The organism is Brevibacillus daliensis (assembly GCF_021245735.1).
Taxonomy (GTDB): Bacteria; Bacillota; Bacilli; order Brevibacillales; family Brevibacillaceae; genus Brevibacillus_B; species Brevibacillus_B daliensis.
On the sequence record NZ_JAJISB010000003.1, the window covers coordinates 313817 to 327178 of the forward strand.

Here is a 13362-nt window from a genome sequence, read left to right on the forward strand (position 1 = left end):
AAGTGCAACTAAGGCTACCCTACTATTATATCATCATGAGGAGAAGAGCATTACAAACACTTACAAGTGCATCCAACCCTTTTCATTTACCAAGAAGAAGGATATGCTGTGGCTAGGGCGAAAAGAATTGGTATGATCCAGTAATTATGGTGAATATTTTAATAACTGGGCATATAATGAATTTTTTTGCTTCTCTTTGAAAAAGAGAACGTGTATACTAAGCGTTGGAATAATCGACATAATTTTCTGAGGTGGGATTTAAAAATGGGTAATCACGAAATGGTAACCAATAGCAATGAATCAAGTCAACAGACAGAAAGCTTGAACTTGCTGACTTCTACTCAGTCAGTAATTAAGGAAGCACTGAGTAAACTTGGTTACCAAGAGTCGATGTACGAACTGTTAAAGGAGCCATTGCGCGTATTGACCGTTCGCATCCCAGTGCGTATGGATAACGGTGAAGTAAAAGTGTTCACTGGTTACCGCGCCCAACACAATGATGCAGTAGGACCAACAAAAGGTGGGATTCGTTTTCATCCAGAAGTTACTGAAGAAGAAGTGAAAGCGCTTTCGATTTGGATGAGCTTAAAGGCGGGAATTGTTGACTTGCCATATGGCGGTGGAAAAGGCGGAATCATTTGTGATCCTCGTGAGATGTCTTTCCCTGAGTTAGAACGTTTAAGCCGTGGTTATGTACGAGCGATCAGTCAAGTGGTAGGGCCTACCAAAGACATTCCAGCACCAGACGTATTTACCAATTCCCAAATCATGGCGTGGATGATGGACGAGTACAGCTGTATTCGTGAATTTGATTCTCCTGGATTTATTACGGGTAAACCGATTGCCTTAGGCGGATCACACGGTAGAGAGACAGCAACTGCAAAAGGCGTAACCATCTGTATACGCGAAGCTGCTAAGAAGCGTGGCTTTGAGCTAAATGGGGCTCGTGTGGTGGTTCAAGGTTTTGGTAATGCAGGTGCTTATCTTTCCAAGTTCATGCATGATGCAGGAGCGAAGGTAGTAGGTATCTCCGATGCTTATGGTGCTTTGTATGATCCAAATGGTTTAGACATTGATTATCTACTGGATCGCCGTGATTCATTTGGAACAGTTACCAAACTATTCTCAAACACGATTACCAACAAAGAATTATTGGAGTCAGAATGCGATATCCTGGTTCCGGCTGCTATCGAGAACCAAATTACAGCGCAAAATGCTCCTCACATAAAAGCAGCTATCGTTGTTGAGGCAGCAAATGGTCCGACTACTTTGGAAGCTACGAAGATTCTGACAGAACGCGGAATTTTGCTGGTTCCTGATGTTTTGGCTAGTGCTGGTGGAGTTACAGTATCATACTTTGAGTGGGTTCAAAACAATCAAGGTTACTACTGGTCAGAAGAAGAAGTAGAAGAAAAATTGGAAAAAGTAATGGTTCGCTCCTTTGAAAATGTGTACACAACTTCTCAAACCAGACGTGTTAACATGCGCCTTGCAGCATACATGGTAGGTGCACGTAAAATGGCGGAAGCTTCTCGTTTCCGTGGTTGGGTATAAAATAATAAATGAAACCCCGGAGCCTTATGGTTCCGGGGTTTTTTGTGTACAAAAATATTTTGGTGAGACATCGATACGTCCAAATCTAGTTACAGTTCAAAACAATTCTGTAGCTCTTTTGGATTTGTGGTTTGTTGTAAGGCAACAATGAGCTTTAAACGTGCTTTCTGGCCATTTAAGCCATTGGAGAAAATAACGCCCAACTCTTTAAGCTGTTGTCCGCCACCTTCATAACCATAGATATCTTGTACTTGTCCATTGTGACAGCGAGATACCATGACTACAGGAATACCTTTTTCAATTAATTGTCGTAAAACCGGTAAAATGGTTGGTGGCAGGTTACCTAAACCAAATGCTTCAATGACGACGCCATCGATGTTTTGTTCAAGTAAAAAAGTTAACCACGCTGGGTCCATACCTGTTACAGCTTTAACTAGTGGTACGTTCCCATTTCCATGGTTAATGGAATAAAATTCACGCTCAAGAGGTGCATGGTAATAATGGATGTTTTTTTTCATGACGGACCCAATAGGACCATAAGCAGGTGATTGGAATGTTGCTACATTTGATGTATGGGTTTTGGTTACGTAACGAGCAGCATGAATCTCATCATTAAAAACAACAAGGACCCCTTTATTTCTGCTTTCTGGGCCAATGGCTGTACGCACAGAAGATATCAAATTAACAGGACCATCAGCACCCAGCTCATTACTTGATCGCATTGCACCTGTCACTACGATAGGGACGGTCACCGGAAGAGTAAGATCAAGGAAATAAGCAGTCTCTTCCAAGGTATCAGTTCCATGAGTAATAACGATGCCATCATAAATGTCATTGATAAGCTCGTTTTCAATAAATTGACGTAGTTGGTTCATTATTGCAGGCGTAATATGAGGGCTAGGTAAATTTGCCATGTCCTTCATAACTACATCAGCATACTTAGATAGATACGGGAGGTTCTGGTTCAATACCTGTTCATCGATAGGCTTAACGCTTTCCGTCCCTTCTTCGACTGACATGGCAATGGTGCCACCTGTATTGATCACTAGCACTTTTTTCATAAAGGCACTCTCTCCTGTTGCGGGTTTTCTTCATTATTGTTCTATGGTACGATGGGAAGGTAACTTATGTAAAGGAGCAAACAGGTATTATGATCACGCTTATTGGTGCTGCAGTGGCACCAGGCCTTGCGTTGCTGTGTTATTTTTATTTGCGTGACAATTTAGAGCCCGAACCGATTTCTATGGTGGTTCGCTCTTTTATTTTTGGGATACTGATCGCATTTCCTGTAATGATTCTTCAGTATATTATCCAAGTTGAGTGGGGATTTAATTCCGTTTGGGCCTCTTCTGTATTGTCAGCGGCAATAGTGGAAGAATTTTTTAAATGGTTAGTCGTTTTCCTAACAGCATATAAACATGTGGAATTTAATGAGCCTTATGATGGAATCGTCTATGCGGTAGCGACTTCTTTAGGGTTTGCTACATTGGAAAATTTGTTGTATCTCATTTTAAATGGCAATACAGTGGCCATTTGGCGTTCGTTATTACCAGTTTCCAGCCATGCCTTGTTCGCAGTCTGGATGGGTTATTACATGGGAAGAGCCAAGTTTGCAGGAGAAAATGAAAATCGAAGGGTATTCCTGCTGTTTTCACTCTTTTTACCGATGCTCCTTCATGTTATTTATAATGTTATCTTCATGTCTGCTCAGTATTGGATGATGCTAATCATTCCATTCATGATAGTATTATGGTGGCTAGGGCTAAAAAAAGTTCACCTCGCTCATGAATTTGGTTCTAAAAATGCACACAATCGCCCACAATAAGGTCAAGGGGGCGACAGTATTTGACGAAAACTGATCGATTCAAAGTAATGATACGATGTAATCAATGTGGCGAAAGATTTATTTTGCGTGGTCGCCGAAGCACAGAAGGCAGAGTAGAGACCGGATTTAAGCAATGTGTATGTGATAATGCTGAACGATTTGATATTTTATCGATGGATGAATGAAGAGACTGGTATTTACTGGTCTCTTTTTTTTTGTATAAACATGTTTTTCCTCACGAACAATACAGATACAAAAATATTCCACTAGTGAGGAGGCAACCATGTGAAAGCTAAATTCGCCCGTAACATAAGAGTAGCCACAACGTCTCTGATTGCCCTGATTTGCATCATTCTTTATTCGGTTTCTGACTTTCCTAAGGAAACTGATAACGCATCAGTCGTCTCAGGCATAGAAGAACAGCTTGCTTTAGAGACTGCAGCAAAGAATAAAGAATCAACCTTTCATATTTCAAAGGTTTCACAAAATGATTTAAAACTAATGGCGAATGCTGTATATGGAGAAGCAAGGGGGGAACCATATATTGGACAAGTAGCTATTGCTGCAGTTATTTTAAATCGTGCAGCAAGCCCATCTTTTCCTAATTCACCATCTGCGGTGATTTATGAGCCTCGTGCATTTACGGCTGTAGCTGATGGACAAATTAACTTAGAGCCCAATGAAACGGCGAAAAAGGCAGTTCAGGATGCGATGAAGGGAATGGACCCAACAGGTGGGTGTACCTACTACTTCAATCCTGTAACTGCTACCTCAAAATGGATTTGGAGCAGACCACAGGTTAAGAAGATCGGTAAACATATTTTTTGTAGATAAAAGATAGATGCATCAGAGAGTAGACAATAAAAAGGAGGTTTCCCATCGTGTACGGAGCTATTTCTCGTGTAATGTTTCCCATTTGCTTGATTGCGTTAATTGGGGTTGGTGTTTGGGGGTATCAGGAGCATAATGAAAAAAACAGCATTTTAATTAATGCAGAAAACCAATACCAACGAGCTTTTCATGATCTGAATTATCATGTGAACAAACTTCATGATGAACTAGGAAAATCTGTTGTTCTTAATTCGCGAAAACAGATTTCTCCTTGTCTAACAAATGTATGGCGCCTGTCTTATACAGCTCAAAATGATCTCGGACAATTACCGCTATCACTGATGCCCTTCAATAAGACAGAGGAGTTTTTGTCAAATGTAGCCGATTTTTCATATGAAGTTGCTGTTCGGGATTTACAGAAGCAGCCTCTTTCAGAAAAAGAATACAAGATGCTAAACAGCCTCTATGATCATTCAAAGAATATCCAAACAGAACTAAATACGGTACAAACAAAAGTAATTGATAGTAAGCTTCGCTGGATGGAAGTTGAATCTGCTTTAGCCAAACAGAAGGAGCCAGGAGATAACACAATTGTAGATGGATTTACAACGATGGATAAGAAAGTTCAGGAATTCCCTGAGATGGATTGGGGAGTGACTGTAACGACCATGAATAAGAAAAGACAACAACGTATTCAAGGGGTTTCTGGTAAATCTATTACAGAAGAAGAAGCAAAAGAGATTGCGAAGAAGTTCGTGGGACATATTTCAAAAGGTGCTACTATTGAAGTGGACAAAAATGGGAAAGGTATGCAATACAATGCATATAGTGTACGAATTACAGGGAAAAATAAAGAGGCTCCCATCAACTTAGATATCACCAAAAAAGGTGGTCAGGTAGTTTGGTTGCTTAACGAGCGCAACGTCCAAAATGAAAAAATATCATTAGATGAAGCGGAAAGAAGCGCGCAGAAATTTTTACAGGCTAAAGGATATGGAAACATGGTTGCATCGGAACGTGATACATATGGAGGATTGGGGATCTTTACGTTCGTACCAAAAGAAAAAGATGTCGTAATCTACCCAGATGCTGTTACCGTGAAGGTTGCACTAGATAATGGAGATGTGAATGGATTCCATTCTGTAGAATATTTATTTAATCATAAGCAGCGTAAAATGAATGGACCAAAGGTTACCGCCGAAAAAGCAAGAACGATGATTAACCCTCACGTTAAGATTAAGGGACACCAAATGGCTCTGATTCAAGGAAAGAATGATGGGAAAGAAGTCCTTGTTCATGAATTCAGAGGTGACTATAAAAATGATCACTATCTGATCTACATTAATGCTGAAAATGGAGATGAAGAAGAGGTAATAAAAATGTTCATGGGTGATGGAGCGCCTCGTAAAAAAGGAACTGCGTCATAACCGTCGAACTATGAACACCGTCGAATTATGAACAAAGAAGTTTGTGCCACGCAAACTTCTTTGTTTGCTGTATGGATATTAGCCTGTGTATAATGGAGGCAGAGGGTATAATAGGGGAGGAAAAAAGAGTGAGTGTGCTGCCTCAAGTTGGACAAGTGATGCACCTGTCTCTAGCATCTTTAACGGATGAAAATAGCAAACAAATTTACAAAACAAGAGTTGCTGATTATTCTGACAAAGAGATTGCAATAGAATTACCTACTGAAGAGGATACAGGTAAAGCCTCGTCATTTCCTTCTGGGGTAACGTGTTTTGTATGGTACATAGGAAATGATGGGTCAAGATATGATTTTGTGACCTCAGTGGTTGGAAGGAAACGAGAAAACATCCCGATGCTCCTATTGGCAAAGGTACCTAAAGAAGAAATAGTTAGAACGCAGAGACGAGGATATTTACGTGTTCAAGCGTCGTTGGAAATATCCATCAGCTATTTGAAGGGAAAAAACAAGCAGACGTTCTTGGCTAGAACGATAGATATCAGTGGTGGAGGACTTGCTTTTACTTGTCCAAAGCACTATATATTTCATGAACAGCAAGAATTAGAAATCTGGTTATCGCTCCCATCCAAAAATGGTAGTGTCAGTCATTCATTTTCCAAAGCTAGAGTTATTCGAGTTAATCAACAAGAGCATAGCTCATTCTCTTGGGTCTCCGTTAAATATACCGAGATTTCAGAGGCAGACCGTGCAAAAATTGTACGTATCTGTTACGAGCGGCAATTGGAGGACAGACAAAAAGGCTTGACGGACTAAGCATCTTGTAAAGGGGCCACCCAGATGAGTCAACAAGAATTTGACAGCTGTTTTATATCGTTTTCCAAGCGAATGGAGAAAATGATTCGTAAAGGGATTTTTTTGTTTGCTATCATGATAGTATTGGCCCAACTACTTTTAGCAGTAGGAGTGTATCGAAATTTCCTAGTCCCGACAGTGAGATTGGAAGGCGTAGCTGTAGTGCGCTGAGTTTGCTTCATCTGGTGGGATGTGGTACAATATACCATAGAATGGCTTCGACGAATGTTCTTCGTTCGGGGCTTTCTTGCTTTCTATCTTTCTATTTTTTAGTAGGTGACTTCTGATCATGAATATAGCGATTGATGGACCTGCAGGCGCAGGGAAAAGTACGGTGGCCCAACGAGTAGCTGCATCCCTACAATTTGTATATGTAGATACAGGTGCAATGTACCGGGCGTTAGCTTGGGCTGTTATTCATAATAGTGTAGATGTGCTTGATCAAAAAGCAGTTTCTGCACTGTTACAAAATGCTCAAATTGAGTTAAAACGTATGCAAGATGGACAACATGTATTCTGGAATGGAGAAGATATTACCCACCATATCCGGACACAAGAAGTAAGTAACTATGCTTCTGTTGTTGCTAGTTACCCAGACGTACGCAATAGAATGCTTACCCTTCAACGAGAAATGGCACATCAAGGTAATGTGGTCATGGATGGTCGCGATATTGGCACACATGTATTGCCAGACGCGAGAGTGAAAATATTCTTGACTGCTTCTATTGAAGAAAGAGCTAGACGCCGTTATGGTGATTTGATTGCAAAAGGTGAAACACCAGACTTGGAACTTTTGCAAAAAGAGATTGCCGAACGAGATCAGCGTGATAAGGAAAGAAAAAGTGCTCCGTTACGAAAAGCAGAGGACGCTGTATTGCTTGATACGACAAGCATGTCCCTCGATGAAGTGGTTATTAATATTCTAGCGTTATGCAGATAATTGGGTGAAAGAATTGAACTTATACAAGATTTTCCGTTCAGGTTTTCGCTTTTTATTACGAATTTTTTATAAATATGAGGTTGTTGGCTCACACCATTTGCCTACTACGGGTCCAGTTATTTTATGTGCAAATCACATTAGTAACTGGGATCCGATGTCGTTAGGGGGCGCTGTGGAGCGGCAGGTTTGTTACATGGCAAAGGCTGAATTATTTGACATCCCCGTAGTTTCCTATCTTGTTAAAGAATTTGGTGCTTTTCCAGTTAAACGGGGTGGTGGCGACCGAGCTGCGATTCGTGCTACCATGCAGATACTAGATGAAGGGAAAGTTTTCGGGATATTTCCTGAAGGTTCTCGCAGTAAAACTGGCGAAGTAGGTGAAGGGAAATCAGGTGTTGCCCTTTTTGCGCTTAAATCTGATGCTGCCGTTGTTCCTGTTGCAATCATTGGACCTTATCGACTTTTTCGTAAAGTTAAAGTTGTTGTAGGTAAACCGCTTGATTTATCACCGTGGAAGACTGAGAAACCAACGGGAGAAACGATGAAACAGGTGACAGACTTCATTATGGATGAAATACGAAGAATGATTGTAGAGCACAAATAATCTACTGCATCTTTCTTCCAATCAAGTTGCATACTACTTACTGCACATACATTTTTACTGTTTGTCAGACCTTCGCCACTGGCGGGGTTTAACATATTTATTGTTCACGAGCCTGGCTACTATCACTTACATGTCAATGTTGGCATTCGAGGAGGTTTATTCAATGGTCGATGGAACAGATAGCAACCTAAGTCTAAACAATGTGGAAACTCTATCCGTAGGGGACGTTGTAAAGGCAAAGGTAACCAAAGTGGAAGACAAACAAGTACTTGTTGATGTTGGCTACAAATATGATGGTCTCATTCCGATAAGCGAACTGTCAGGTCTTCATGTAGAAAAAACATCTGATCTAGTTGCTATCGGAGATGAGTTTGAAGTTAAAGTTACGAAACTGAATGATGATAGCGAAGAATTGGTGGTTTCCAAAAAAGCAGTTGATGCAGAAAATGCTTGGAAAGACCTTGTAGAAAAAAAGGAAACTGGCGTTATCATTGAAGCAGAAGTAAAAGATGTAGTGAAAGGTGGCCTTGTAGTAGATGTTGGTCTACGCGGCTTTATTCCTGCCTCTATGGTAGAACGTCATTTTGTGGAAGATTTCTCTGATTACAAGGGTCGTACTTTAAAACTTCGAGTTATGGAACTTGATAAAGAGAAAAATAAAGTGATCCTGTCTCACAAGGCAATTCTTGATGAGGAAGCTAAGCAAGGCAAGACAAAAGTATTGGAAACCATTGAGGTTGGCAGTATTTTGGACGGAACCGTACAACGTTTGACCGATTTCGGTGTATTCGTTGATATTGGTGGCGTTGATGGTCTGGTCCACGTTTCCGAACTTGCCTGGGATCATGTAGAGAAGCCTTCTGATGTAGTAAAAGAAGGGGAACAGGTTAAAGTAAAAGTATTGAAAGTAGATAAAAATAATGAGCGTATTAGCTTAAGCATGAAGGATGCTCAGCCAGGTCCTTTTGATGAAGCGGCTGAAAAATTCAAGAAGGGCGACGTCGTATCTGGTACAGTAAAAAGACTGACAGGATTCGGTGCTTTTGTTGAGATTGCTCCACGCGTAGAAGGTTTGGTTCATATCTCACAAATCGCAAATCGCCGTGTGAAAACTCCAAGTGAAGTGTTGAAGGAAGGCCAGGAAGTAAAAGTGAAGGTCCTGGATATTAATTTAAAAGACCAGCGTATCAGCTTAAGTATTCGTGCTGTTGAAGAAGACCGCGAAGAGGAAGCAGAACGTATTTCTCGTAAAGAACTTCAACAATACACGCAAGAGAATAACCAACAAGGAATGGGTATAACCCTAGGAGACTTGTTTGGTGATCTGAAAGATAAATTAAAATAAGAGTAACAAAACGGTCATGACCGTTTTGTTGGACCGCAAGCGATCACATCCAATTTCATGAAAAACGTCGAGACGTTTTTCACAGAAAACAAAGGATATGCCCAAAGACGTTTAATCGTCAGGACATATCCTTTTTTTGTGTGAAGAAGAGACTACTACCACACCAAGTGAGTCATACTACAGGCAGGTACCTAAATGTCGAAAGTAGATTGTGCAGGTGTTCAATATGAATGATGGAATCGTAGCGTTACTACTACAATGGTTGTTTCTGTGTATTGTCTGGATGGGGTTGGCAGATCGTCTCCTAGCCAAAATGAAAGTAAAACGCTCTACGGTATTGGTTATCGTAACGTGCTTTCTCCTAACGGGCTTTGCTGAGTGGAAATTGTATTTTTATCCGGCGATTGTTAATGTTAGTGGGTTTCTATTACCACTTGCCGTTGCAGCTTTAATTTGGTCAGGTAACTCTTCTTCTCTACAAGAGAGAAGTCGATTATTTCTAGGTGCATTGATTCTCATTTTTTCACTAGTTTTTTTAAGAAAGATCATTTTTTGGAATCCAGTATTGTTATTACTGGATGAAAAAATCCTGATTCCTTTGATTACTATCAGTCTCTGTTTCTTTCTTGCACGCCATCTCTTGCATCATGTCTTTTATCTTACTGCGGTGCTGCCCATTTCAGATGCCATCTATCAGCTTTCCTTTGTTTCATTAACCAATCAAGCTAGTATGGGTGGTGCATACCTACAAGATTTGCTGTGGGTATGTATAGCCGCTGTGGCTGTTCTTTATCCAGTTTTTTCGCTTGCTATGAATGGGGGAGCCCGAGGATATCAATTTGTAAGTATGATTGTGCGTAAAATAATTAATCAAAAACAGACAGGTGAATAATATGCTAAAACAGTTACTCACGAATGAGTATGTTATTCCTTTATTTCTAGGAGTAGCCTTCGGAATCATTAATCGTATTTATCTTCTACGCACTGATTATCGCCAGTATCCAACCTATCCTCATGGACAATTGATCCATATTTCACTTGGAGTCATTGCTGCAGGGTTGGGTGCTGTTGCAGTGCCTTCCTTCTTGAAGGAGGACTACACGGCGATCACCTTCCTCTCTCTAGCAGCTCAGCAATTTCGGGATGTTCGTAACATGGAACGTAATACCTTGACTGAAATCGACCAGATGGAGCTAGTTCCCAGAGGGAAATCGTACATTGAAGGGATAGCCATGGTATTTGAAGGGCGCAATTATTTGGTTATTTTTTCATCCTTTCTTACGACGTTCGCCACTGTCTTATTTACTTGGAAGGGTGGGATTATAGTAGGAATAGTCACGTTGATCGTTTCGCATCTGTTGAAGTCAGGAAAGACCTTGGAACATATTGTTGATGTAATACCCGGACATGTTCGTCTGGAAGGGGTAAATTTGTACGTAGATGATATATATATTATGAATGTAGGTTCCACTGCCGCTCAAGATATCATAGCAGAAAAAGGGGTGGGATATGTTTTGATTCCTAAAAATGATAATGCCAAGGTTACGATCGCTCACCCGGGTCAACGCCAAGCAATTTTGCATGATGCCTCTACAATCCTTGGCGTATATACAGACCAGGGCGAACCATCCCTTACCCCTCTTGTAAAACGTGATTTAAAGACAGGTAGATTAGGTGTATTCCTTTTACCTTACGATAAAGACATAACAAAAGGGGCGAAGGTAATAGAAGGTTCTACAATCATTGAGAGTTCGATTCGTATGCCTCAAGAAGCAAAAGTGAATCAAGCGAAAGGAAGAGAGACGTAATGAAGGAAATATCTGCGATCATTACGACGAGAAGAGAAGATGTATCAGGAGGAACTCCCGTTTTTGTTGCAAAGGATGAACAAGAAATGCAGGATATTGCCTTTTTATTGGAGAAAATTTTGGATGGAATGGTACATGAAATTGCCCCTCGGATCCTAGTCATTGTTAGGCACAAGTAGAATATGATATGATTAGCAGATGAAATCAAGTAAGCAGAGAGAGAGTGTTGAGTAGTATGGGATTACCAGTAGTAGCAATTGTCGGACGCCCTAACGTTGGTAAGTCGACGATTTTTAACCGATTAGTAGGAGAACGAGTTGCAATCGTTGAGGACAAGCCAGGTGTTACACGTGATCGTCTTTATGCAAAAGCAGAATGGCTAACTCGAGAATTTCATGTTATAGATACAGGTGGAATTGAATTTGCGGAAACGGATCATATTTTGACGCAAATGCGTAATCAGGCTGAATTAGCCATTGATGAAGCAGACGTAATTATCCTGATCGTAGATGTTCGTTCTGGAGTGACCGATGCTGATCTAAACGTGGCACGTATGTTGAACAGAACAGGAAAACCAATTGTTCTGGCAGTAAATAAAGTAGATAACTTTGAGATGCGAAATGATATTTATGAGTTTTACCAACTTGGTGTAGGCGAGCCATATCCAATTTCCGGTTCTCATGGTCTAGGTTTGGGCGACATGCTGGATGAAGTAATTGCTCACTTCCCTAGTGTTGAAGAAGAGGCAAAACGGGATGATGAAATTCGCATCTCCATTATTGGACGTCCGAATGTAGGGAAGTCTTCATTAACGAACGCTATCCTTGGTGCAGAGCGTGTTATTGTTAGTGAGGTGGCTGGTACCACTCGTGATGCGATTGATACTCCATTTGTTCGTGAAGGACAAGAGTATGTACTGGTTGATACAGCTGGGATGCGTAAAAAAGGAAAAGTGTATGAAAGCACCGAAAAATATAGTGTAATGCGCGCCCTCAAAGCGATTGAAGACTCAGATGTGGTCTTGGTTGTTATTAACGGGGAAGAAGGAATTATTGAGCAGGATAAAAAAATCGCTGGATACGCACATGAAGCTGGACGTGGTGTCATTATTGTCGTTAATAAATGGGATGCCCTTGAAAAAGACGACAAGACCATGCAACGCTTTACAGAGTTGATTCGTGAGGAGTTCAAATATCTTTCGTACGCACCAATCCTGTATGTCTCAGCAAAAACAAAACAACGGGTGCACACTATTTTGCCAAAGGTAAATGAGGTAGCAGAAGCACATACGATGCGTGTGAATACTTCAGTGTTGAATGATTTGATCACAGATGCGACGATCATGACGTCTCCACCGAGTGATAAAGGTAAACGCTTAAGAATTAACTATACGACCCAGGCAGCTATTAAACCACCAACCTTTATTGTCTTCGTAAATGACCCTGAATTAATGCATTTCTCCTATGAACGTTACTTAGAGAATAAAATTAGAGAAGCGTTTGTATTCGAAGGGACGCCTATCCGTATCTTAACCCGTAAGAAAACATAGGGAGTGGAGAATGCAATGATGATTTTGCTTTCACTAATCATCAGTTATTTGATTGGTTCAATTAGTTTCAGCTATCTAATTGGGAAAAAAGTAGCAGGAATTGACATTAGAAGTCATGGTAGCGGGAATGCCGGAGCGACGAATACGCTCCGGGTTCTCGGTAAAGGTCCGGCGGTCATGGTTCTATTACTGGATGCATTAAAACCTGTTGCAACCATGTACATTACATATTGGTTAACAGATAGTAATCAGCTTGCATTTGCTGCTGCAGGGTTATTCACTGTCATAGGTCATAACTGGCCTATTTACTATGGATTCCGCGGTGGAAAAGGGATTGCCACAACAGCTGGTGTTGCTCTTGCCCTAAATCCGTTAGCATTTGTTATCTGTGCAGTTCTTGCCATTGCAAGTATAGCGATTACAAAATATGTTTCTTTGGGCTCCTTGCTGTTTGTTACGTTATTTCCCATCTTATTGCTATTATTTACGCAAAACTACCTGCTATTTTTTATAAGCTTGCTGATTACTGTGTTGGCTTATTACCGTCATTATTCCAATATCACTAATTTGATGCAGGGGAAAGAGCGTAAAATCGGAGATAAATCCCACAGAAAACTTAATTAAGTGG

The 13362-nt window shown here is 40.7% G+C and carries 15 protein-coding genes and 1 pseudogene; 15 read left to right on the top strand and 1 reads right to left on the bottom strand.

The window, feature by feature from the left end; translation table 11 throughout:
- The first annotated feature begins 279 nt into the window (after window positions 1-279).
- Window positions 280-1554: a Glu/Leu/Phe/Val family dehydrogenase gene (locus LM917_RS04530; protein WP_232696558.1), complete on the top strand. Its 1275-nt coding sequence runs from the start codon at window positions 280-282 to the stop codon at window positions 1552-1554.
- 89 nt (window positions 1555-1643) lie between these two features.
- Here LM917_RS04530 and LM917_RS04535 read toward each other — a convergent pair whose 3' ends face one another.
- The gene (locus LM917_RS04535) at window positions 1644-2615 is read right to left on the bottom strand and encodes an asparaginase (protein WP_232696293.1); all 972 of its coding nucleotides are present in this window, start codon (window positions 2613-2615) and stop codon (window positions 1644-1646) included.
- Between the two features lie 89 nt (window positions 2616-2704).
- Between LM917_RS04535 and prsW the strand changes: the two genes are divergently transcribed.
- The 14 genes and pseudogenes from prsW (at window position 2705) to plsY (ending at window position 13358) form a co-directional block, all read left to right on the top strand.
- Entirely contained in the window at window positions 2705-3379 is a 675-nt protein-coding gene (gene prsW, locus LM917_RS04540; RefSeq protein WP_232696294.1) for a glutamic-type intramembrane protease PrsW, read from the top strand.
- A 20-nt stretch (window positions 3380-3399) separates the two neighbouring features.
- Window positions 3400-3564, top strand: coding sequence for a hypothetical protein (locus tag LM917_RS04545; RefSeq protein WP_232696295.1), 165 nt, complete (start codon window positions 3400-3402; stop codon window positions 3562-3564).
- Window positions 3565-3814: 250 nt separating this feature from the next.
- A pseudogene (locus LM917_RS04550) lies at window positions 3815-4213 on the top strand (cell wall hydrolase); the annotation flags it as partial.
- A gap of 44 nt (window positions 4214-4257) precedes the next feature.
- Window positions 4258-5637, top strand: coding sequence for a germination protein YpeB (gene ypeB, locus LM917_RS04555; protein ID WP_232696559.1), 1380 nt, complete (start codon window positions 4258-4260; stop codon window positions 5635-5637).
- Window positions 5638-5765: 128 nt separating this feature from the next.
- Entirely contained in the window at window positions 5766-6449 is a 684-nt protein-coding gene (locus tag LM917_RS04560; RefSeq protein WP_232696296.1) for a flagellar brake protein, read from the top strand.
- 24 nt (window positions 6450-6473) lie between these two features.
- Window positions 6474-6659 (top strand): hypothetical protein, encoded by a 186-nt coding sequence (locus tag LM917_RS04565; protein ID WP_232696297.1) that lies wholly within the window; start codon window positions 6474-6476, stop codon window positions 6657-6659.
- Window positions 6660-6777: 118 nt separating this feature from the next.
- Window positions 6778-7428, top strand: coding sequence for a (d)CMP kinase (gene cmk, locus LM917_RS04570; protein ID WP_232696298.1), 651 nt, complete (start codon window positions 6778-6780; stop codon window positions 7426-7428).
- Between the two features lie 13 nt (window positions 7429-7441).
- On the top strand, window positions 7442-8032 hold the full coding sequence (locus LM917_RS04575; RefSeq protein WP_232696299.1) for a lysophospholipid acyltransferase family protein: 591 nt from the start codon (window positions 7442-7444) through the stop codon (window positions 8030-8032).
- Between the two features lie 163 nt (window positions 8033-8195).
- Window positions 8196-9377: a 30S ribosomal protein S1 gene (rpsA, locus tag LM917_RS04580; protein ID WP_232696300.1), complete on the top strand. Its 1182-nt coding sequence runs from the start codon at window positions 8196-8198 to the stop codon at window positions 9375-9377.
- A 226-nt stretch (window positions 9378-9603) separates the two neighbouring features.
- A complete protein-coding gene (locus LM917_RS04585; RefSeq protein ID WP_232696301.1) occupies window positions 9604-10269 on the top strand; it encodes a YphA family membrane protein in 666 nt (221 codons plus the stop codon).
- Between the two features lies 1 nt (window position 10270).
- Entirely contained in the window at window positions 10271-11185 is a 915-nt protein-coding gene (locus LM917_RS04590) for a YIEGIA family protein (RefSeq protein WP_232696302.1), read from the top strand.
- Window positions 11185-11364, top strand: a complete 180-nt coding sequence (locus tag LM917_RS04595; RefSeq protein ID WP_232696303.1) for a capping complex subunit for YIEGIA — start codon at window positions 11185-11187, stop codon at window positions 11362-11364. Before LM917_RS04590 ends, LM917_RS04595 begins: the two co-directional genes overlap by 1 nt.
- A gap of 56 nt (window positions 11365-11420) precedes the next feature.
- Window positions 11421-12734, top strand: coding sequence for a ribosome biogenesis GTPase Der (gene der / locus LM917_RS04600; RefSeq protein ID WP_232696304.1), 1314 nt, complete (start codon window positions 11421-11423; stop codon window positions 12732-12734).
- A gap of 18 nt (window positions 12735-12752) precedes the next feature.
- Window positions 12753-13358 (top strand): glycerol-3-phosphate 1-O-acyltransferase PlsY, encoded by a 606-nt coding sequence (gene plsY / locus LM917_RS04605; RefSeq protein WP_232696560.1) that lies wholly within the window; start codon window positions 12753-12755, stop codon window positions 13356-13358.
- Window positions 13359-13362 lie beyond the last annotated feature (4 nt).